Genomic DNA, 21,189 nt, shown 5'->3' with positions numbered 1-21,189 from the left:
AAGGCGAAACGATGACGACTCTGTCGGAGACAGTACTGAGCGGCGGCACACCTGAGGAGATCGAACGTGCCGACGTCCCACGGGAGTACCTGGCCGCCCACCTCGACGCAGCGGACACGGACATGTTCCGCGGCATGCGGGACAAGGACGTCCGCAAGTCGCTGCGCGTCGGCCGTGTGCCGACACCCGAGCTGGCTCCGGATGAGGTCCTCGTCGCGGTGATGGCCAGCTCAATCAACTACAACACCGTCTGGTCGGCGATGTTCGAACCCATCCCGACGTTCCGGTTCCTCAAGCAGTTCGCCCGCCAGGGCGGCTGGGCGACCCGGCACGACCAGCCATACCACGTGCTCGGCTCCGACGCCTCCGGGGTGATCGTGCGCAAGGGCTCCGGGGTGCGCCGTTGGAACATCGGTGACCATGTCGTCGTCCACCCGGTGCAGGTCGATGACCAGGAGCCGGCGACGCACGACGATGCCATGCTCGGTCAGGAACAGCGGGCCTGGGGGTTCGAGACGAACTTCGGCGCCCTGGCCGAGTACTCGGTGGTCCGCGCCAGCCAGTTGCTGCCGAAACCAGCCCATTTGACCTGGGAGGAAGCCGCGTCCAATCCGCTGTGCGCGGGTACCGCCTACCGCATGCTCGTCGGGGACCATGGAGCCCGGCTCAAGCAGGGGGACGTCGTCCTGGTGTGGGGCGCGGCCGGAGGGCTGGGAGGATACGCCGTGCAGTTCGCCCGCAATGGCGGTGCCGTTCCAGTCGGTGTGGTCGGTTCGCCGGAGAAGGCCGAGGCGGTACGCCGGCTGGGCTGTGACATCGTCATCGAGCGCAGTGAGATCGAGCTGGACGGCGACCCCTCCGACGACCCTGCTCAGGTCATCGCCATAGGCAAGAAGCTGGGCACGATCATCCGCGAGCGCACCGGCCGGGACCCGAACATCGTGTTCGAACACGTCGGGCGTGCCACCTTCGGTATCTCGCTGTTCGTCGCCTCACGCGGCGGAACAGTCATCACCTGCGGGTCGAGTACGGGGTACCAGCACGTCTATGACAACCGGTATCTGTGGATGCGGCTCAAGCGGGTGATCGGCAGCCATGCGGCGAACCTGCAGGAGCAGTCGGAATGCGGGCAGTTGATCGGCTCGGGACGGATCGTCTCGACGATGTCCCAGGTCTTCCCCCTGAGCGAAACCGGCGAAGCCGCCCGACTGGTGCAGAAGAACGGGCACATCGGCAAGGTCGCCGTGCTCTGCCAGGCACCGAGCGCCGGCCTCGGTGTCACCGACCAGCGCCTGCGTGACGAGATCGGCGCCGAGCGCCTGGCTCCGCTGGTGGATGTGGGTGGCACGCAGTGACCGTCCCCGCCATCGGAACATCAAGCATCGGTTTCGGATCGAAGATGTGGTGACAGGCGGCGACGAGATCCGGACGCCACGGAGTGAATCGTCCGTGCGACGGGACTCATGAGAGGCGTCGTCTCGACCGAGCCGGACGCACGGACGACGGCCACGGTCTGGCGACTGCTGGCCGGTACCGCGCCCATGGGGTTTCCCGCCCCGGATGCTGCCCCCGCCGTCGTGGAATGGTCGACGGCGGGAGTGCACGTCAGAGCCGCGGCCCCGTCTCTCCGGTGAAGAAGCCGTAGGGCTGTCGATCTTCGCCGGCTCAGACCGAGACGCGGCCGTCAACCAGGACGGGAGCCGAATCAGCGGTGGTTGCGGGTGGAGAGCGTCTGGCCGTGGACGCGGCAGTCGACCCGTGCGGCGCGATCTCGCCGCCGAGGCCGCGCGGGAAGGCCCGCCGACCGTGCCCCGACGCGGCGACGCCTGTCGTAAGGGGTGATTGACAGGCCGTGGATACGCGCATGCACAGGCGATAGAAGTGGAGCAGCACGGAGAAGAGAGCAACTCTCGGAAGGGATAGCGTCATGATCGATCGCGCAGGGCTGGCGGGCTTTCTCCGCAACCGTCGTGAGGCACTTCAGCCGGAGGACGTCGGGATGCCTCGGGGATGGCGCCGCAGAACTACCGGGCTACGGCGGGAGGAGGTCGCGACGCTGTGCCACATGTCACCCGACTACTACTCCCGCCTGGAGCGCGAGCGCGGTCCGCAGCCGTCGCCGCAGATGCTCGCCTCGATCGCCCAGGGACTCCACCTGTCCATAGACGAGCGTGACCATCTGTTCCGGCTGGCCGGGCACAACCCGCCGCCGCGTGACGGTTCCGGTGAGCACATCAGCCCCGGGTTGCTGCGTGTTCTGGACCGGCTGCAGGACACGCCCGCGCAGATCGTCACCGAGCTCGGGGAGACCTTGCGGCAGACACCGATGGGTGTCGCCCTCACCGGCGATACGACGCAGTACACAGGTCCTGCCCGCAGCAGTGGCTACCGGTGGTTCACCGACCCCGGTGCCCGGGACCTGTACGCTCCGGAGCAGCACGCGTTCATGACCCGGATGTACGCCGCGGGCCTGCGCAGGGTCGCCACCCTCCGGGGTCCCGGCTCCCGAGCCGCGTATCTGGCGGACCTGCTCCTGGACTCCAGCGAAGAGTTCCGGCGGGTGTGGGACGACCATGAGATCGGGATCCGTCCGCGCGAGGTCAAGCACTTCGTCCACCCCGAGGTCGGTGCTCTGGAGCTGAACTGCCAGCACCTGATCGATCCGGACCAGGCTCATTCCCTGATGGTCTACACCGCCGTCCCGGGCACGGAGAGCTACGAGAAACTACAGGTCCTGTCCGTCATCGGCACACAGACGCTGCACTGACCCGGCGCCCCGAAGACGTCGCATCCGTGTGCATACCACCAGCCCGTTGGAGAGATGGCAATCCATGGACTCATTCCGACTCGACGCCAGCATCCTTCCCGGCGCCTCCGCCAGTGCTGAGATAGCCGACATCGGTCGGGGCAAGTGGAGCGCAGCCCCCGACGGCACAGTGAGCCGTTTCCAACCTCGGCTTGACGTCGCGAGGTGGCTGCCTGAAGAACGGGACGGATACCGCTGGTTGGCGGCCGCCAAGCGGCCACCACCTGAGGCGGAGACGCTCTGTTCCAGCCTGCGCCGGATGCTCCGCCACGACGCGGTGACCACCGTCTACCGAAAGAGGCTTCTTCGCGGTGAACACCTCCGCTGCCCCAGCCGCGCCCCGTCCTGCCCCTGCTTTCGCGTCGCAGCCACACGGGCTGTTCATCGACGGCCGTGAACAGCCCGCCACCGACGGCGAGAGCATGGCCACGGTCGACCCGATGACCGGCGCCGACCTCACCACCATCGCCGTCGCTGGGCGCGACGACATCGACGCGGCTGTGCGGGTCGCACGACGCGCCTTCGACGATCCGGCCTGGGGGGCCGTCGGCCCGGAACAGCGCAGCCGCGTGCTGCATCAGATCGCCGACGTCATCGAGGCGAACACCGACGAGTTGGCCACCCTTGACTCCCTGGAGATGGGCGGCCCGTTGATGCTGACGCATGGGATGGTCAACCACACCGTCGAGGTCTACCGCCACTACGCCGGCTGGCCGACCCGGATCTACGGCGCCACCGCGCCCTCCGCTCCCGGCCAGCTGAAGTACACCAAGCGCTCCCCGCTGGGCGTGGTCGCCGCGATCGCTGCCTGGAACGGCCCTCTCGTACAGATGGCCTACAAGATCGCCCCCGCACTGGCTACCGGGAACACCGTCGTTGCCAAGCCCTCGGAGCAGACCTCGCTGAGCCTGCTGCGCCTGGCAGGACTCATCCGTGAGCACACCGACCTGCCTGACGGCGTCCTCAACGTCATCACCGCCCCGGCCAGAGCACCGGGGCGGCCCTGATCACCCACCCGGACGTTAACAAGATCAGCTTCACCGGGTCCACCGCAGTCGGCAGGCACGTCCTGGCGTCCACCGCCCGTGACGTCAAGCGCGTCACCCTCGAGCTGGGCGGCAAGTCACCGTTCATCGTCTTCGAGGACGCCGATCTGGAGGCCGCCGCGTTCTCCGCCGCGCTGGGCTTCTGTGCGGGTAGTGGCCAGGGATGCGTGGCCGGAACGCGCGTCTTGGTGCAGGAATCCATCCGCGAGGAATTCACCAGCCTGCTCGCCGAGAACATTGCTGGGTTCCCTCTGGGCGACCCCTTCGACCCGCAGGCTGTGATGGGCCCTCTGGCCTCCCGCGGCCACTACGAGAAGGTCACCAGCTACCTCGATCTGGCCCGCCAGGCTGGCGGGAAGATCATCGGTGACACCCGAGAGGAGTCAGACGACCTGTTCGTGGGCCCCACACTGGTCACCGGCCTGGACAACACCTCACGCGTCGCCCGGGAAGAGATCTTCGGTCCTATCGCCGTACTACTGCCGTTCCAGGACATCGAAGAGGCGGTGCGCATCGCCAACGACACCATCTACGGCCTGGCCGCCACCGTGTTCACCAAGGACCTCAGCCGCGCCCACACCATGGCCGACCGTCTCCAGGCCGGAACGGTGTGGGTCAACACCGTCAACCAGATGAGCAGCGGACCGCTGCCTTTCGGCGGGTTCAAGCAGTCCGGCATCGGCAGGGAGCACGGAACCGAGGTCCTCGACGCCTACACCGAGACCAAAGCCGTCGTCGTCAACCTCTGAGCCCGGAACCGAGCCCGGCCCCGCGGCGCCCCGCTGACGAAGCAACGCCACGGTGTTCCGGCCCGCAGCCGCTCTGGCGGACGGCCGCGGGTTGGAACCTGAGGGGGGAGATAACAGCGGTGCCCCGTGAACGTCGGCGCGGGCTCCTGGCCCCGGTACGCGGGGGCGAAGTCGCGGGTGGCGGCGGTCCGGCGCCAGCTGGACGACGCGCTCGGCCCGATGTGCGGCGGCTGCGATGGCGCCCTCGGCGTCGAGGCCGATCACGACCACTTCACCGGGCTGCTACGCAGGCTCTTATCCGAACTAGTACTCCAGCAGGATTTCGCTGTCTGAGCTGCGGGTTTCGGTGAGCGGCTGGAGTGTAGCGAGTCTGGAATGGTCGGGGGCGGTCTCACGGAGGCCGCCCCTCGATCGTGTGGCAACGTCGTAGTCGGTGGCAGCGCGGGGGAGATTCTTCGCTACGTGATCACTGAGAGTGCTGTCAAGCAATGGGATCTTGAACTGAACGACCTCTTCGTGGCCATCGGACATCGGTTCGGCCGTGTGGAGCTTCGCCGCCGCATGCGTGACTACGTACGCGGGCTGCTCGCCCCGGTGAGCCGGAAGAACAGCTGGCAGCTGGCCGAGCAGGCGGGCCACTCCACTCCCGACGGCCTGCAGCACCTGCTCGCCGGCGCGAAGTGGGAGTCCGACGATATCCGCGATGACCTGCAGGAATACGTCGCCGACAAGCTCGGCGAAGACAGCGGGGTCCTCATCATCGACGACACCGGGTTCATCAAGAAGGGCACAGCCTCCGCCGGGGTACAGCGGCAGTACTCGGGCACCGCCGGCCGTACGGAGAACTGCCAGATAGGAGTCTTCGCCGCCTACGCCACGCCCAGGTGGCGGGCCCTGGTCGACCGCGAGCTGTATCTGCCCAAGTCCTGGACCGGAGACCGCGAACGCTGCCGGACCGCGAAAGTCCCCGACGATCGGGAGTTCGCCACCAAGGGCGAACTGGCCAGACGCATGGTGCTGCGGGCCCTCGCCTCGCCACTGCCCATCCGCTGGGTCACTGCGGATGCCGCCTACGGACAGGAGAGCCGCTTCCGCCGGCTGCTGGAGCAGTCCGGCGTCGGATACGTGCTGGCCGTGCCCAAGTCGCAGTTCACGGTGGGCTGCCCCCGCATCGAGGCCCTGTTCGCACAGGCCCCGGACAAGGCGTGGGAGAAGATCTCCTGCGGCCAGGGCGCCAAGGGACCTCGCGTCTATCACTGGGCAACGGTGCGACTGCCGGCTGCCGCCGAGTTCGACTACCAGGGCGAGGTCCCTCAGAAGAACGAGTGCGGCCTGGATCAGTACGAAGTCCGCTGCTACGTGGGCTGGTACCGGCACGTCACACTCGCCATGCTCGCACACGCCTTCCTGGCCGCCACGGCACATCAGGCCCAGGATGCTTGTGACGCCCCATCACACATGACGGCCGCGAACCAGACCTTCACGATCTTGCAACGCCCCTGGGCCCGACCGGCGGGGCTGTGGGGAAGTTGACCCGGTGCCGAGCTTGAGCGGGCAGGGCACTGTCACTATGACCGTCATCGGGCTCCGCGACACCGTCCAAGACCAGCGGAAACGGTCCGACGCCGCCCGAACCCCTGAGACTCTGGAGATCTGCCCGTTCGCGCCAGCATAATGGCGCAACGTTGCCCGGATGAGACAGGAGCATCGGGTGGACATACCCGAGAACTTGACGCGCCGTTGGGCGGAGCATGCGCGCGAGAAGGGGTGGAGCGAACGGACCGCGTTCCATGCCGACGGCCGGGCGTGGACCTTCGCGGAGGTGTTCGACGGGGCGGCGAGGGTGGCGGCCGGATACCGGTCGCACGGTCTACGCACCGGTGACCGGGTGCTGCTCGCCTTGCCCGACAGTGTGGAGATGGTCTGGTGTCTGCTCGGCGCGTGGCAGGCGGGTCTCGTCGCGGTGCCGGTGAACGTCCAGATGAGCCGGATGGATCTGACGCGCGACGTGGTCACGGCTGAACCGGCGCTTGTCGTGGTCGACCCGGAGACCGCCGGGTGGCTCGGGGACAGCGGGCCGGCTCCCACCACCGAGGTCGTTCCGCTCGTGGCTGCAGAGCCGGAGGAGGCATTCGCCACGGGCGGGAACGCCGCCGCGCTGGCTGTGTTCACCTCCGGCACCACCGGGGCGCCGAAGTTGTGCTTCTTCCGCCACCGCGACCTCGGCGCCCCACGCGCGCCTGGCCTGGTGAGCGGACCCGACACCGTCGGGCTCTCGGTGTCGCGCATGTACTTCGTGGGCGGGCTGAGCGCGTCGGTGTTCACCACCCTCGAAACCGGGCAGGTGGCCGTGCTGTCGCGGCCCCGCGCGACCCCGGCCGCCGCGGTCGAGCTCATGCGGCGCCACAACGTCACCGTCCTGTTCGCGCAGCCGAGCTTCCTGGCGCGGCTGCTGCTCGAACCCGGCCATGCCGAGGTACTGGGTAACGTCCGTCAGGCCTTCTGCGCCGGGGAAGTGTTCACCGCGCGACTGCGCGAGCAGCTGGTCCCGATCATGGGCCCCCGGCTGCTCAACACCTACGGAACGACGGAAGCCGGTGCCGTCGCAGTCGGCCCGCCCGCGGTCTACGACGTGCCGTCGGCGGTCGGTCCGCCCCTGCCCGGCAGGCCGGTGCGTGTCGTCGACGCCGACGGACACGAGCTGCCCACGGGCAGCATGGGCGAGCTGCACATCCGCGTCCCCATCGCCACCCGCGGCGTCGCCCACGGCAGCCTCGGACCCGACATCCTGACCGACGTGTGGTGGCCGACCGGCGACCTCGCCTCCATCGACGAGAACGGTGTTGTGCACGCGCATGGCCGGCTCGACGACATCGAGGTGATCGGCGGACAGAACCTGGTGCCGAGCGAGGTCGAACGCCTGCTGGAGAGCCACCCGCGCGTGCTGGAGGCGGCGGTCAGCTCCGTGTGGCGCCCGGCCGGGGACACGAGCCTGCGCGCCTACGTCGTCGCCGCCGCGGCACCCGGCTCGTCCGACGAAGGGCCGGTGCGGGGTGACGACGCGCTCGCCGCCGAATTGGTCGAGCTCGCCCGATCCACCCTGTCCTGGTACAAGGTTCCGCAGGACGTCGTATGGCTGGACACACTGCCCCGCAACGGCAACGGCAAATTGCTGCGCAGGGTACTCCGCGCACAGGGCGACGAGTTCATCCAGCCCCATCGTCACTATCCGGCGTCGAATGCGCCTCGAACGTGAACACGGTTCGGCAAACACCGTTAGGACAAGGCGGCGTTGACGCAACGGCTTACTGCGCCGCCAACGAATCGATGGCCCATCAGGAAGACACCACAGCCGACAAATTGAGGATAACGGGACGAGATCGGCGCGGCGCGAACAAACGTGTCCGAGATCACGGGGAAACCGTGTTAGCCGAGGTGGGCTTTCTGCAAGAGTCACAACAATAACCCTCGCCCGGTCAGGTGATCGATATTTCCGCTCAACCCTCGCAGCAGAGCACGCGATATCGGTTCGTCGTGCCGAGCATCGCGGCGTCGGTCGTGCCGAGTGCGCCGAAGGCCGTCCTCCCCTATCTACAACTGGCGCGTATGCACGCGCCCATAGGCAGTTGGCTGTACCTCCTCCCCGGCCTGTGGGGGATCGCGCTCGCCTCGGCGGGGCTGCCCGACTGGCGCCAGGTGCTGCTGTTCACGGTCGGTGGGGTGCTGGTGCGCGGCTTCGGCTGCGTCGTCAACGACCTTGCCGACCGCAAGTTCGACGCCCGGGTGGCACGTACCGTCGGGAGGCCGCTCGTGGCCGGTACGGTCACGGTCACGGGAGCGCTTGTCTTCGCCGTGGTGCAGGCGGTGGCGGGGCTGCTCGTGCTGGCTGCGGCCAGCGTTCCGGCGGCGGTGTTCGTGGCCGCCTCCTATCCGCTCGTGGTCGCGTACCCGTTCATGAAGCGGATCACCTACTGGCCGCAGGCCTGGCTGGGGATGGTCTTCGGCTGCTACATCCTCGCGGGTTGGCTCGCGGTGGCCGGGAGGATCGAGACTCCCGCGCTCCTGCTCTTCGTCGCCGGTGTCTTCTGGACGCTGGGGTACGACACGATCTACGCCCACCAGGACAAGGCGGACGACGTGCAGGTGGGGGTGAAGTCCCTCGCGCTGCGCCTCGGCAGGGCGACCCGGCCCTGGGTCGCCGGGTTTTACGGGGCGACCGTGGTCGGGATCGTGGCTGCCGGAGCCGTCGCCGATCTGCACTGGACGTTCTACGCGCTGTTTCTGCCGGGCGTGGCACACCTGCTCTGGCAGGTGGTGACGGTGGACATCGACAGCCCTGCCGACTGCCGGGAAAAGTTCATGGCAAACCGTTTCTTCGGGTGGCTCGTGCTCGTCGCCATCGTTGCGGGGAGAGTCTTTTGAGGCGCGGCCACGCGGTCGCACCGGAGCGACGGCGGAGGAGATACATGTATGCAGGCCCCTGGTCCGTGCGCACGGAGTCGCGCAGCCTGGCCCAGTTCGTGGCGCTCTTGCGGGAGCCGGCGAGTTTGGCCACCGAGGTGCTGGAGGAGTGGTGCGGTGCTCCGGTCACCGCGGAGATCCGCCACCGCGCGGATGGCCAATTACTCGTCCCGCCGGCTGAGCGGACATTCGGCGGGGGTTCGGCGCAGGCGGAGCGAGCCCCCTTCTTACCGCCGGAGCGGGTGGCCGAACTGATGCGGCTCTCGACGGGTGCCCGTGTGCAGTTCCGCACCGTTTACCTGCGCGCCGGGACCGAAAAGGTCGTCACCGCGGGCGCCGTCGTGGCGCTCGAGCGCATAAGCCCCGAGGAACACGCCGTGCTCAGCACCACCAACGCACCGCTGGGGCCGGTGCTGGCCGCGGGCGGTGGAGTGCGGCGCGTGATGGTCACGTCCGAACCGACCCGCCTCGACCCCGCCGTGCGACCGCCCTGCGACGCCGACGCTCCCGTGCTGACCGTCACCGCGCTGCTGTGTCGTGGAACCATGCCCGTCGGCCTCGTGCGGGAGGCTTTCCTGCCGTGTCTCCTCGATCGAGACGCCGTCCACGACGCATGAGGGATCCCATGCCGAACTCTCCCGCCGCGGTCTTCGAGCGGCTCACCACCACCGTCCCGCCGGTCCGCATCGAGGTTCGTCTCGGCACCGCCTGCGTGCTCGGCGGCGGCGTCGCCGGCCTGGTCGCGGCCCGCGTACTCGCGGACCACGCCAACCGTGTCGTGATCATCGAGCCCGACCTGCCGGAAGCCGCGCTCAGCGGCGCGGCTCGTCCCGGCGTCCCGCAGGGCTCCCAGGTGCACCTCCTGCTGCCCGGCGGACGCGCGCAGCTCGAACGCTTCTTCCCCGGTGTCGTGGCAGAGGCCCTCGCCGGGGGTGCTGTGTCGTGCGGTCCGGAGCGCACCGCCACCTACCTCGACGACATCGAGCAGATCGCCACGCCCAACGCGCGGTTCCTGGGGAGCAGTCGCCCCTTCCTGGAGACGCTGATCCGTCGGCGCGCGCTCGCACTGCCCAACGTCGAGCTGGTGAGTGGACGCGTCATTGGGCTGCGGTACGCGCGCGGCGCCGTCGAGTCGGTGCGCTACGCGGTTGGCGGCGACCACGTCGTCGCCCCAGCCGACTTCGTCGTCGACGCCTCCGGCCGCGGCAGCAGGCTGAGTGACTGGCTGGAGCAGGGCGGCTGGCCCCGACCGGAGACGCAACGGCTCCAGACCGACATCCGCTACTTGTCTGCCCGTTTCACGCGCTCGGCCGACTGGGACGGCCCCCTCAGCGGCATCTCCCGCTACAGCCCGCATTTCCCGAAGGACATCGCCGGAGCGGCGGTCAACCCGATCGAGAACCAACAGTGGGTGGTGATGCTCGCCCACTTCGGCAACGGCGCCGAGGGCCGCACGGCCGACGAGTTCGTCGCCCGGTGCCGTGAGCTGCCACCGATCTTCCAGGAAGCCGTCAAGGGCGAAATCGTCGGCGAGGTTGTCCCGTACCGCCACCCCGACAGCAGGTGGCGCCACTTCGAGGCGCTCGACCGCTTCCCCGCCCGCCTGGCGGTCCTCGGCGACGCCGTCGCCTCGTTCAACCCCCTGTACGGGCAAGGTATGTCCTCGGCCGCGCTCCACGCCTCCTGCCTGTCGGAGTTCCTGCGCTCTGGCCCCGACCTGGACGCCCCGGCCCGGCACTTCCTCGAGCTGGAAAAGGTCGTCGTCGAAGCCGCGTGGCAGACGTCCACGGCCGGCGACGCCATCCGGCTGGGCCTGGCAACGCCACCGGCCACCGATCAGGGGCGGCGGCAGGCGTGGGCCCTGCGACAGGTACGGGAGGCAGCGGGCCGGGACGAGCAGGTCGGCACGGCCCTGCGGGCGGTGGGGTTCATGACCGCCCATCCGGCGTCGCTGATGGCACCGGATTTGGTGCTTCGCGCGGCGCGGGTCAATGGTGTGCCGGAGGAGCGGATCCGGCAGGAGTACACGATGATGGAGACGACGTGATGGGCCAGACGACGCACACAGCACTCGACCGCTACATGGAGCTCGCCGACCGCGCCGTGCGGGACCCCTCGGCGCTGGCGGAGCTCCCCACGATCTTCGCGCCCGACGCCACCGTGACGCTGCGCGACGAGCCGGTGACCGGCATGCCCGCCATCATGGAGTTCTACCGGGTGTTCGTGGCGGCGGTGGCCGAGAGCAAGCACTACTGGACAACCACGATCCTCGAGGACGGCACGATCGAGTCGCACTGGGTCGTCGCGGCGCGCCGGGCCGACGGCAGCCTGATGACCGCAGCCGGGGTCGAGCACGCGACCGTCGACACCGATGGGTTGATCACGAACCTGCGCAACCGGTACACCCGTACGCCGGGCTGACCAGACCCGGCGTACAGGCCTTCGCCGATGCGCCGGTAGCTGCCGAGAAGGGTCGGGCCGCGGTTGCCACACGTCCCGCCGCGCCGCCCGAGGTGACGGGTCCGGCCCGCCGCGGTGCTCCGCGGCGGGCCGGACCCGGCTGATGCCCTGCCTCACCCTCGGCGCGGAGGAGGAACTCGACGATCGGCTCGGCGGCGCGGTGCTGGCGCCCCCCTGCTGGTCGGAGGACTCCCCGCACGTGATCTGCCCCGAATGCGGCACCTGCGGCCGGGGCGCGCGAGCGTCCGCTTGTCCCCGGGGATGCGGCGGCGACGCGCAATGAGCGGAACGGCAGACAGTCCGCGCGGCGGCCCACTGCTGGCTGCGAATACGCGTGTGGGGCGACGACCAGGTCCTCGTACCCCAAGTGCGGCCAGCGCCGGGGCGGGCTGTTCACGCAACGGATCCTGATTGTCGCCGCAGGGTTCGCCGACATTCGCGCCCCGCACCGTCGAGTCGCGAGACACCGCGGTGCCGATAGCGTGCGGACATGCGTGTTGTGGTGATCGGCAGCGGGGTCATGGGCCTGTCCGTCGCAGTACTGCTCGCCGAAGCGGTTGCTGAGGTCCGGGTATGGTCGGGCGAACCGAGCATCCGGGGGGTATCAGCGGTTGCCGGCGCTCTGTGGGAGCCCTACAAGGCCGAGCCCAGGGAACTCATCAACGGGTGGGCGGGCGAACGTTCCACATCCTGTCCTCGCTGGCGTCCCAGGAACGCAGCGGAGTTCACATGGTCTCCGGCCTCAAAGCCGGCCGTGGCGGGGTGCCTCAACGACCTTGGTGGCACTCCATCGCCCCCGTTCGGCATGCTTCCGGCGACGAGGTGCCCGCGGGGTTCAGCTGGGGGATGCGCTCCACGCTCCCGCTCCTGAACATGCCCCGCTATCTCCGCTACCTGCGCGAGCGGCTCGCGGCCCACGACGTCGTGATCGAGCAGCGGACCGTTCGCCGGCTGCCTGAGCTGTCCGCATCGGAAACGGACGCCGTCGTCAACACGAGCGGCCTGGGGGCGCGCGATCTCGTTCCCGATTCCGACGTGCGCCCGGTCCAGGGACATCTGGTGGTCGTGGAGAATCCAGGGATCGACAGCTGGTTCGTCGAAGCGACCGGTGGAGGGGAGGAGGCGTTGTACATTTTCCCGCAGTCCGACGAAGGCACGGTCATCCTCGGCGGCACCGCCTACGAGAACCAGTGGTCACTGACACCCGACCCGGCAATCACCAAGCGCAACATCGACCGCTGCGCTGAGATCCACCCTGCCCTCGGCGATGCCCGAGTCATTGAGGAGCGGGTGGGTCTTCGCCCCTATCGCTCCCACGTCCGGGTCGAGCGGCAGGACCTCCCCGATGGTCTCGTCTGTGTTCACTGCTACGGCCACGGAGGCTCCGGTGTCACCGTCTCCTTGGCCAGCGCCGAAGCGGCAGTCCGTCTGCTCCGGCAGGCTTAGCCAACCCCCCCTTGCTCCATCACATTTGGGTAGGTTGGACCCGGCGGCCGGGAGGCAGTGGGCGGGGATGGGGATCAGGCTGCGGCCCTGGGCGGCCCCGGTGGGGTCGGGGCCGGCCTCGGGTCAGGGCGCGGTGCCCTGACAGGTGACGATGGCGTAGGCCCCGCTGCTGGTGGTCGTGGTGACGACGGTGCCGTCCACGGCGATGGTGCACGTGATGGTGCCGTGGCCCTGGTTCTGGGCCGAGACGTACAGCTGGTCGCCGATGCCCGCGGTGGTGGTGATGGCGGAGGTGCCGATCATCGGGACGGTGCGGCCGGCGGCCTGGCTGATCTGGCCGGCGCTGTCGGTCCAGGTGACGTCAGCGGTGGTCGCGTCGCCGGTGATCCGGTACTCCACGCTGCGCGGCGCGGTGAGCGCGTCGTGCCGTTCAGCGACTTCCCGGGCTTCCTCGGCGGCGCGACGGTGGCCGTCCTGGCGTATCTGCCACCACAACATCCCTCCGCCTACGGCGGTGATCAGGACCATGGCGGTGAGGACGGCGCGCCTCATGATCTGTCCGGGTTGGTGGGGTCGATGTCCTCGGCCAGGTCCTCGGCGCGGGCGAGGAGTTCGGCGCGGCGCTTGGTGTCCTCGGGTGGGGCGGTTTGGTGTTCGCGGTACGTGGCCCAGATCGGGCGGTGCTTCTCGGGGAGGGGCACGGTGTTCTCCTTCGGTGGTGAGTGAGGAAGCACAGTAGCGGTCCCCGGCGCTTCACTGCCGGGGGCCGCTGGTGCTGTGCTACTGCTGGGTGAGGCCCCTGAACTCCGACTGTTCTTGATGCGTGGGGCGATGTTGGCGAAGCCCAGGTGACCGAGCTCGGTCGCGTCGTACCGCCGCGGCGGGGGCGACGTCGGCTGTCGACGGGCGGGAGCCGTCGAGGGGAGGAGGTGGTCCAGACCTGCAGCGGGATCAGCACGCAGCTCGTGCCGGGCATATCACCACGCCGGCGCCGATTATGTTCCTTGCGGCACGGGAGGTCTGCCGCTTTCACTCCGGCGTCGTGGTGGGGCGGGGGGAGGGGGCAGCTTGGTGCGTGATCGGACCAGAGAATCGCCCGTTCCTGGTCTGCACAAAAGCCGTTCTGTAACACGCTTTAGGACAGCAGGAGGAGGCAGTCCCAGCTTTCAGCGGGGGAGGTGGGCAGCAGTCCCGCGTAGTCGGCCAGTGCCAGTGCGGTGCCAGCTCGTCCGGTGAGGAAGCCGGGTGTTCTGGAGTGGGGGGTGTTCAGCGTGAGGTAAGTGGCGCGGTCTGCCAGGTTCGGTTGGTGTAGTCGCTGGGCGGTGTGGAGGATGCCGGCGCTGCCGTGGCAGAGGGCTGTGCCTTCGGTGTCCCAGTCTTCTGGTGGGCGGGTGGCGAGTGCGGCCATGGCTTGTGTGGCGGCTCGGTGGAAAGCGCGGTCGCCGACGGCACGGCTGGCGATTTCGAGGGCCCTGGCGATACCGGGGGTGCCGTAGCACCAGGCAGTGGTGCGTCCTTCCGCGTGGGTGGTGGCTTTGCTGTTTCTGTCGAGGGCGTGTCCGGGGATGTGGGGTGGCCATGTGCGCTGGGGTGTTTGCCAGGCGAGGAGCCATTCGCCGGCGGCCCTGATGGCGTCGTCCTGTCCGGGGACGGTGTGTTGGGCCTGGTGCGCTGTGGAGAGAAGGCTGAGGGGTCCGGCGATTCCGTGGGCGAGGCCGGTGGTGGCGGCGCCGGTGGCCGGCACCTTGACGGTGGGTGGGTGGAGGTCGGCGGGGAGCCACCAGCCCGGTCGAGTTCCGATGGGGGTGAGGATCAGGTGGGTGAGCGCGTCCAGCGCGGCGCGCAGTCCTGGTTCGGCTTCGCCGCCGTAGCCACGGGTGTGGGCGGCGAGGAGGGCACGACCGATGCCGGTGAGTCCTTTGATGGCGTCGTAGATCACCCAGGGCGTGGCTTGCTGTTGCTCGGCGCGTTGATGGTAGTGGCGGGTGAGCGCGGTGGCGCGTGCCGAGAGCCAGGTCGTGGCGCGGGGGACCAGGGCGTGGTGGGGGTCGTGGGGTGGCAGGTATCCGGTGCCGATGATCAGGGAGGCGGCGAGGGCGCCGGGGCCGGTGTGGATGCCGTCGGGGGGTGCGGTGCCCAGCAGGCGGCCGGCGGCTCTCCAGTGGGCTGCCGCTGTGGTCGGGGAGCTGGGTTCGGTGTCCGTGAGGCAGGCATGGAGGAGGGCGGTGCCGGCGAGCCCGTAGCACAGGGTGTGGGCGGCCCGATCAGACAGAGTCGCGGTGACGGTTTCGGGGTCACGCAGCTCGTGGGCGATGTTCATCGCTGCCTGGGCGGCCCGGGTGCTGAGGGTGGTGTTCACGGGCGGTGGAGAAGGTCGGCGGCCAGGGTGCGCGCGATCCGCTCGGCCCCGGGGTCGGTGCCGAGCATGCGGTTGGCGTGGAGGTGGATGACGTCGCTGGCGCACCGCGCGGCGGAGTCCTCGTCGAGCACATCGCGGTAGGCGAGGAACGCCGCGTGGCGCGCGGCGCGGAAGGCCATCAGGTGGACGGGTAGAAGGCCGTCCGTGCCGACCGCGAGGCGGGGGCGCAAAGTGTCACGGTGGCGGCGCTCATCCTGGGTGAGGCGGCCGGGCCGCAAGGCGGTACGGGGTTCGGCGGGGGCGAGGGTACGGGCGATGTCGGCGGCCCCTGCCGCGGCGATCAGGAGCCGTTCGTCCTTGGTGTGGGGAAGGGTGGCCAGGGCGAGACGGCTGTCGGCGCAGAAGACCGTCTCGGCCGGGGTGATGGCCTGGGGCCCGCCGTAGCGTTCGGTCTCCCGCTCGTACGGCTCCAGGTGAAGGGCGGCGGGGCGCAGGAGTCCCTGTTTTTGTAAGCGTTCCGCGAGGTGGGCGAGTTGGGGCTGGACACGGGTGGCCAAGGTGTGAGGGTCGGCGTGGAAGCGCACCCGCAGGTGGGGGCCCAGGGCGGGGGTGGTGTAGCGCAGCCAGAACCAGCGTTCCACCTTGTCGGGAAGTCCGCTGAGCAGCGGGATGAGTGCGGTCAGGACGGTGTCGTGAAGGTGAGCGGGCGCGGCCAGGGCGGCGGAGAGCCACGTGCTGCCGGGCAGATGGATGTCGGTGCCGGGGGCGCGGCGTGTTGTTCGAGGGTCCGGCGGTGTGGGGCGGGGGTCGTGGCGCCGGGTGAGGGGGACGACGAGGTCGATCAGGTGGCGCTGTCCGTGCGGACCGTCCATGACGGCCAGTTCTTCGGGAGGGGCGACGGGTTCCGCCAGGAAGCGGGTGCCTCGGCGTACGCTGCGGCGCAGCAGTTCCCGGTGGTTGTCCTGGCGCAGATCGAGGGGAAGGCGGCGGTCGGCTTCCTCGGCGACGAGAACGGGTGGGGGCCCCGGGAGGCTGTTGGTGCGCCAGGCGGCGAGGCGTTGTGCGAAGGCGGCGCGGTCGCCCGCTGCGGTGGTGAGGTGGTCGGGCAGGCGCCAGCGGGCGGGGGCGAGCAGGATGTCGCGGTAGCGCACACGCGGGGTGTGGGGCCAGCAGTCGAGCGGGGCCCAGTTCCACGGGTGCCAGGGGCGGGTTCCGGTCTGGCCGAGCAAGTAGAGGAGATACGCGGCTGACGGCAGGTGGCGGGGGGTGAGGCGGTTGTAGAGCACGGGGAGGACCGGCCGTTGGTAGCGGGTGGACCACAGTTGCAGGTGGGTTCCGGTGGTGGTCACCGCGAGTTCGTCCGGCAGCAGGTCGCCGTCTCGGGTGGGAACGTCAAGGGGGATGCGCCAGCGCGCCGCACCGGTCTCGGCGGTCAGGGCGCCGGCTGCGGCCGTGCGGGGGCGACCGACGATCTCGGCGACCATGGGACCGCTGCCGCTGTCGGCGGCTTCGCCGGGGATGAGTTCGGGCAGCCAGCGGTGCCAGCGGCCGGGCGAGGCCCCGGCGGTCTGGGAGCCGGTGCCGGAGCAGACCGCCAGACGCACCCGGCCGGTGCCGCGCAGCAGCTGGATGTGGATTTCGGCGCTGCGTGGTGGAGGCAGCGGCGAGTTGTGCGCGAGCTGGTCGATGTGATCGTCACTCAGTACGAGTTCGTCCTTGCCTTCGGCGAGGGCGTCGGCCAGGAGGCGGGCGAGGATTGCGGTACGGCGTCCGTCTGGCTCTTCCTCGGCGCCGAGCCCATCGTGTGGCCCGGGCGGGCCGAGGCCGGTGACAGGATCGAGGAGTTCGCGCAGCGGCACAAGCCGCTGGTGTCCGTAAGCGGTGCGAAAGCGCCGATGATAGTCCGTCAGCGCCCCACTACGGTGTCCGATGCGCCACAGCACGGAGGCGGCTTGGGCGGCCTGCTCGCCCACAGTGGGAGGCAGGGTGATCTCGGCATCGGCAACCGTGTCCACCACCAGCGGACGGCCCGTTTCGTACAGCTGGTCCGCCAGTGCGCGGGCCTCTTCAAGTCGGCGCCGTCGCGGTGGGGAGCCGGGCGGCTGTGTATCGCACTGGGCCAACAGCCGGGCGAGAAGGGACAGGGCGTGCCGCGCGCCGGCGGTCGACGGCAGCCTGGCCAACAGGTGGTGCAGCGGCTGGTCCCGCAAATCAGCGGGGAGCAGGTCGGTCAGCAGCAGACTGGTGTCGATCATGTCGAGGATGGCGCGTCGGACCGCCGGTTCCCCGGCTCCGGGGTGGCGTCGCTGAAGTTCCGCCAGCAACTCGGCAGCCGGTACTCCGCCGCGGCTGGCCTCCAGCAGTCGGCGCGAGACCGCGGTAGCACGCACGCTGCTCAGCTGCGGCCCTCGTGGGGTGAGGGTCTCAACCTCCAACCGCTGACCCCGCTTCATGATCATGGAAGCGGAGGTGAGGGTCAGTGCGGGCAGCAGATCCGGTTCCTCGTGGAGTAGCCGGGTGGCTACGGCAATCAGCCAGGCGGGGCTGAGACCCGTCACGGTCCGGTGAGCGCTCCCCAGACGCAAGACCGGCATGGAGCTGGCGAAGGGGGCGGGAGCGACAGCGGCGAAGACTCCGTTCGGGGTGGTCCGGGTACGGGAGCGCAGGTCGTAACCGCGGCGGGTCACCTGTCCGCGCTCGGTGCCGTCGGCCCGCGCGGCACTCCGGCTGGCCAGGAACACGCCTTCGTCCAGCAGACCGCTGCTCTCCTCGGCCGGGGCGGCGGCGGGGCGGAGGGGGATTCGGGCCATCGCCACGGGGTGGGGATCGAAGAGCCTGCGCATCAACACCGTCCGCTCATCGCGCCGAAAGTCAAGGGCAGGCTGGGCACCCGCCGTGCGCGTGCCCAGCTCCGGGGGCCACCCCGCTGTCAGCAGCCGGTCGACGGGCCCTGCGGCGGTGACTCCCCGCAGCCATCCCCCGTGGTGTCGCCGTCATCGTCGTCATCATCGTCGCCGCCGAGCCAGACCCCCAGCGTGCCGATGTCCTGTCCGATGGGGTCCAGGTCGAAGATGTCGGCCAGCTCTGCGGGCAGCTCACTCACTTCTACGGGCGAATGTTCCCGAGTTGTTGGTGCTGCCATCTGAACTCCCTCCACTCAAGCCCCCGGTCTCGTTGCCGGCAGGCGTGGATTCCGGGTCCGCCCGCTGCGGACGGACCCGCGTCGTCAGGCGATCGTCAAGCGCGTGCTCGGCTTGTCGACGGTCACCCCGTGGAGGACCTTGTCATTGTCGCGCCGGTGGGCGCGCACGACGGGCTCCCCCTCGTTCCTGGCCTCGCGGTCGAACCGGACGACAGCATCGCTCAGACGTGACGCGAGCTGTTCGCGGTCCGGACCATGGGAGATGATGCCCAGCTCGTAGCGCCCTGAATCCGCATGTGGTGCCGAGCGCAGGGTGAGGTAGGCCAGTGAGCCGTGGTCCCACGCGGCGGGCATCCCCCGCTCTAGCACCCAGCCGATCAGGCCGCGCTCGGCCGCCTCCTGCGTGGCCCGCAACCGCCCATACGGCGCTACCGCGCCCGCGAGCCAGACCTCCAGCCGGGGCAGCAACCCCTCCTGCTCGCCCAACTCCACACCGGTCCACCGCTCGTGCCGGGGGCCGGCGAACGCCTCGACCAGTGCGTCCGCGTCAGCTTCCTGGTTCTCGTCCACGACCAGCCGCACATCCCGGCCTGCCAGCCGTACGCTGCGCGGGGCGTGCGCGCTGCCGCCCTGGATCGACACGAATCCGGATCGGATCAGCGTGTCGGAACGCAGATGGTCCTCCTCGCGGGCAAACGCGATCGTGCGGGACAAACCACGGAACCGCAGCGGAACCACCAGACGCCCGTCCGCGGCAAGTTGGTCTACCCACGCCGGCACCAGGTCAGCCGCGCCGACCGTGACGATGATCCGGTCGAACCCGCCCTCGGGAGCGCCCGGGAGCGGCTGCGCGCCGTCCGCCTGCTGGACTTGGACTTGGGAGTAGCCGGCCTCGCCGAGGAACGTCCGTGCCCGCGCGGTGATGTCCGGGTCGATATCCACGGAGGTCACCGACCCTTCCTCGCCGACCAGCTCCGCCAGCAGCGCCGCGTTGCAACCGCCCGAGCCCACTTCCAGCACCCTCATGCCGGGAGCCACCCCCGCCGCCTCCAGCATCCGGGCTTGCAGCCAGGGCGCCGAGATCGAACTGACGGGCTTACCACGGGAGTCGTATTTGATGAAGACGGCCTCCGACGCCGCGTACACCTCCGTTGCGGACACCTCTGGGGCGAACAGGTGCCGCGGCACCGTGAGAAAGGCGTCCGCCACCTCGTCGGAGGCGATCGCACCCCGCGCCCGCAGATTGGCGACCATCCGCTTGCGCAGCACATCTGGCGCTTCCGTGCCCACGCCGGTCTCGCTCACGCGGCTTCCTTTCCTCAACCCGACGGGCCTTGTCTGCACATCTGACGTGTCAGTCGCTGGGAACACCCTCATGGACTCTGTTCTTGAGAGAGTATCCGAGTGAACACAGTCCGAAATGAGTCGGACCACCGCGGCGCGTTGTCAAAGCCAGGCCGGAGATCGCGACATCGCCTGGAGGCGCCCGATGTCCGGCCACATGGTCGGCCCAGCGGGGGCGCCCGTGGTCGTACTACTCGGTGGTCTGGTTGGTGTCGGGCAGCGGGAAGTGCCGCTCTAGGATCTCAGCCCACTGATGGAGGACGACGAAGCCGGTGGTGTCGGCCTGTGTCTGGACTAAGGCGTGTTTGAGATGTGGTTACAGTGCTTGGCGTATAAGGGTGAGTTGGACCGTCGCTTCGTAACGGACAGCGAGTTTGTCGTAGCGTGTCGCGACGCCTCTGGCCTGTTTCAAGAGGCCTATCCGGCACTCGACCCGGTTTCTGCGCTTGTACATCTCGCGGTCGAATCCTGGCGGGCGGCCGCCCGCCGAGCCCCGGCGGAGACGGTGGCCGGCCTGATCGCGTTTCTCCGGGATGGTGTGCTGGATCTGCCGGTGGCGCAGGTACTCGCGGATCTGCCGGGAGGAGTACGCCCGGTCGGCCAGGACGTGGTCCGGGCGGACGCGCGGTCGTCCGCCGCCGGGCAGTGGCACCCGGATGCGGTCCATGACCTCGGTGAACACCGGGGCGTCGCCTCGCTGTCCGGCGGTGATGACAGCGGCAAGAACGTGGAAGGAGGAGTCGACGGCGAGATGGATCTTGGTCGTCAGGACGCCGCGCGAGCGTCCGATCGCATGGTCGGCCGGCTCGGCCGCAAGGCCGTCCTCGCGCGCCCGGCCCGGATCGTCAACCCCCTTTTCCGGGCCCCGGCGGCGTGCTGGTGTGCCCGGCAGATCGTCGAGTCGACGGACACCTCCCATTCGATGTGTCCGGCCGCATCGGCCTTGACCTGCAACTTCTTCAGAACGCGGGCCCAGGTCCCGTCGATCTGCCAGCGCCGGAAGAGCGTGTACGCGGTCTCCCACGGCCCGTATCGCTCGGGCACATCCCGCCACGGAGAACCCGTGCGAGCCCGCCACCAGATCCCGTCGAAGCACTGCCTCCGATCCCGCGGCTTCCGCCCCATCCTCGGCAGCGGCGGCAATACCGCCTCCAGCCGAGCCCACTGTTCGTCCGTCAGATCTCCACGAGCCACTCCCTGATCGTTCCACACCCTTGATCAACATCTCAAACACGCCTTAGAAGCCCAGGTCAAAAAGGGTGCTCTCCGCGCGAGCGGAGGTGGGTCGCCGTTGGCCCCGCCACGGCCCAGCCATGACCAGGTCCCCCCTTCGATGTGTTGATCAGCGCGGTCGCGCAGGAGACTCTTCCGTCATA

The 21,189-nt window shown here is 69.5% G+C and carries 18 protein-coding genes and 1 pseudogene; 12 read left to right on the top strand and 7 right to left on the bottom strand.

Translation table 11 applies throughout. The annotated features are described in order from the left end of the window. The first annotated feature begins 11 nt into the window (after positions 1 to 11). The 12 genes and pseudogenes from ccrA to SXIM_RS27845 all read left to right on the top strand — a co-directional run bounded on the left by ccrA (position 12) and on the right by SXIM_RS27845 (position 12,968). A complete protein-coding gene (gene ccrA / locus SXIM_RS00945; RefSeq protein WP_046722665.1) occupies positions 12 to 1,355 on the top strand; it encodes a crotonyl-CoA carboxylase/reductase in 1,344 nt (447 codons plus the stop codon). Positions 1,356 to 1,927: 572 nt separating this feature from the next. Continuing rightward, positions 1,928 to 2,767 carry a helix-turn-helix transcriptional regulator gene (locus tag SXIM_RS00940; RefSeq protein ID WP_046722664.1) on the top strand — a complete coding sequence of 280 codons (840 nt, stop codon included), beginning with the start codon at positions 1,928 to 1,930 and terminating at the stop codon, positions 2,765 to 2,767. A 461-nt stretch (positions 2,768 to 3,228) separates the two neighbouring features. Next, a pseudogene (locus tag SXIM_RS28765) lies at positions 3,229 to 4,601 on the top strand (aldehyde dehydrogenase family protein). A 126-nt stretch (positions 4,602 to 4,727) separates the two neighbouring features. After that, on the top strand, positions 4,728 to 4,934 hold the full coding sequence (locus SXIM_RS00925) for a hypothetical protein (protein ID WP_046722663.1): 207 nt from the start codon (positions 4,728 to 4,730) through the stop codon (positions 4,932 to 4,934). A gap of 129 nt (positions 4,935 to 5,063) precedes the next feature. Continuing rightward, complete coding sequence (locus SXIM_RS00920) at positions 5,064 to 6,134, top strand: IS701 family transposase (protein ID WP_078846801.1); 1,071 nt, start codon at positions 5,064 to 5,066, stop codon at positions 6,132 to 6,134. Between the two features lie 178 nt (positions 6,135 to 6,312). After that, positions 6,313 to 7,857 carry a class I adenylate-forming enzyme family protein gene (locus SXIM_RS00915; protein WP_053116056.1) on the top strand — a complete coding sequence of 515 codons (1,545 nt, stop codon included), beginning with the start codon at positions 6,313 to 6,315 and terminating at the stop codon, positions 7,855 to 7,857. A gap of 224 nt (positions 7,858 to 8,081) precedes the next feature. Then, positions 8,082 to 9,023, top strand: coding sequence for a 4-hydroxybenzoate octaprenyltransferase (gene ubiA, locus SXIM_RS00910; protein WP_246156806.1), 942 nt, complete (start codon positions 8,082 to 8,084; stop codon positions 9,021 to 9,023). A 44-nt stretch (positions 9,024 to 9,067) separates the two neighbouring features. After that, a complete protein-coding gene (locus SXIM_RS00905; RefSeq protein WP_046722660.1) occupies positions 9,068 to 9,679 on the top strand; it encodes a hypothetical protein in 612 nt (203 codons plus the stop codon). Between the two features lie 8 nt (positions 9,680 to 9,687). Then, positions 9,688 to 11,109: an FAD-dependent oxidoreductase gene (locus SXIM_RS00900; protein WP_046722658.1), complete on the top strand. Its 1,422-nt coding sequence runs from the start codon at positions 9,688 to 9,690 to the stop codon at positions 11,107 to 11,109. After that, positions 11,109 to 11,483, top strand: a complete 375-nt coding sequence (locus tag SXIM_RS00895) for a nuclear transport factor 2 family protein (RefSeq protein ID WP_046722656.1) — start codon at positions 11,109 to 11,111, stop codon at positions 11,481 to 11,483. Before SXIM_RS00900 ends, SXIM_RS00895 begins: the two co-directional genes overlap by 1 nt. 529 nt (positions 11,484 to 12,012) lie before the next feature. Further along, the gene (locus SXIM_RS28665; RefSeq protein WP_342783566.1) at positions 12,013 to 12,393 is read left to right on the top strand and encodes an FAD-dependent oxidoreductase; all 381 of its coding nucleotides are present in this window, start codon (positions 12,013 to 12,015) and stop codon (positions 12,391 to 12,393) included. Positions 12,394 to 12,395: 2 nt separating this feature from the next. Next, complete coding sequence (locus SXIM_RS27845) at positions 12,396 to 12,968, top strand: FAD-dependent oxidoreductase (RefSeq protein WP_246156804.1); 573 nt, start codon at positions 12,396 to 12,398, stop codon at positions 12,966 to 12,968. A 123-nt stretch (positions 12,969 to 13,091) separates the two neighbouring features. Here the strand turns inward: SXIM_RS27845 and SXIM_RS00885 are convergent, their stop codons facing one another. The 7 genes from SXIM_RS00885 to SXIM_RS00865 all read right to left on the bottom strand — a co-directional run bounded on the left by SXIM_RS00885 (position 13,092) and on the right by SXIM_RS00865 (position 21,007). Continuing rightward, entirely contained in the window at positions 13,092 to 13,520 is a 429-nt protein-coding gene (locus tag SXIM_RS00885; protein ID WP_046722654.1) for an MmpS family transport accessory protein, read from the bottom strand. Then, positions 13,517 to 13,669 carry a hypothetical protein gene (locus tag SXIM_RS27185; RefSeq protein WP_168222738.1) on the bottom strand — a complete coding sequence of 51 codons (153 nt, stop codon included), beginning with the start codon at positions 13,667 to 13,669 and terminating at the stop codon, positions 13,517 to 13,519. Before SXIM_RS27185 ends, SXIM_RS00885 begins: the two co-directional genes overlap by 4 nt. A 434-nt stretch (positions 13,670 to 14,103) precedes the next feature. After that, a complete protein-coding gene (locus SXIM_RS00880) occupies positions 14,104 to 15,327 on the bottom strand; it encodes a lanthionine synthetase C family protein (RefSeq protein WP_218941152.1) in 1,224 nt (407 codons plus the stop codon). Next, positions 15,324 to 18,137 (bottom strand): lantibiotic dehydratase, encoded by a 2,814-nt coding sequence (locus SXIM_RS00875; RefSeq protein ID WP_168222737.1) that lies wholly within the window; start codon positions 18,135 to 18,137, stop codon positions 15,324 to 15,326. The genes SXIM_RS00880 and SXIM_RS00875 overlap by 4 nt, the downstream gene beginning before the upstream one ends. A 119-nt stretch (positions 18,138 to 18,256) precedes the next feature. Beyond that, positions 18,257 to 18,430 carry a hypothetical protein gene (locus tag SXIM_RS27180; protein ID WP_168222720.1) on the bottom strand — a complete coding sequence of 58 codons (174 nt, stop codon included), beginning with the start codon at positions 18,428 to 18,430 and terminating at the stop codon, positions 18,257 to 18,259. Positions 18,431 to 18,553: 123 nt separating this feature from the next. Beyond that, positions 18,554 to 19,774, bottom strand: coding sequence for a methyltransferase, FxLD system (fxlM, locus tag SXIM_RS00870; protein ID WP_168222736.1), 1,221 nt, complete (start codon positions 19,772 to 19,774; stop codon positions 18,554 to 18,556). Between the two features lie 355 nt (positions 19,775 to 20,129). Continuing rightward, a protein-coding gene (locus tag SXIM_RS00865) for an IS5 family transposase (RefSeq protein WP_246156950.1) occupies positions 20,130 to 21,007 on the bottom strand; the annotation gives its coding sequence in 2 pieces (ribosomal slippage) (positions 20,130 to 20,657 and positions 20,660 to 21,007; 876 coding nt in all). Between the last annotated feature and the right edge of the window lie 182 nt (positions 21,008 to 21,189).

This window comes from Streptomyces xiamenensis (assembly GCF_000993785.3).
Classification (GTDB): Bacteria; Actinomycetota; Actinomycetes; order Streptomycetales; family Streptomycetaceae; genus Streptomyces; species Streptomyces xiamenensis.
The sequence above is the reverse complement of the archived record's forward strand: the minus strand, read 5'-3'. Positions and strand labels throughout refer to the sequence as shown.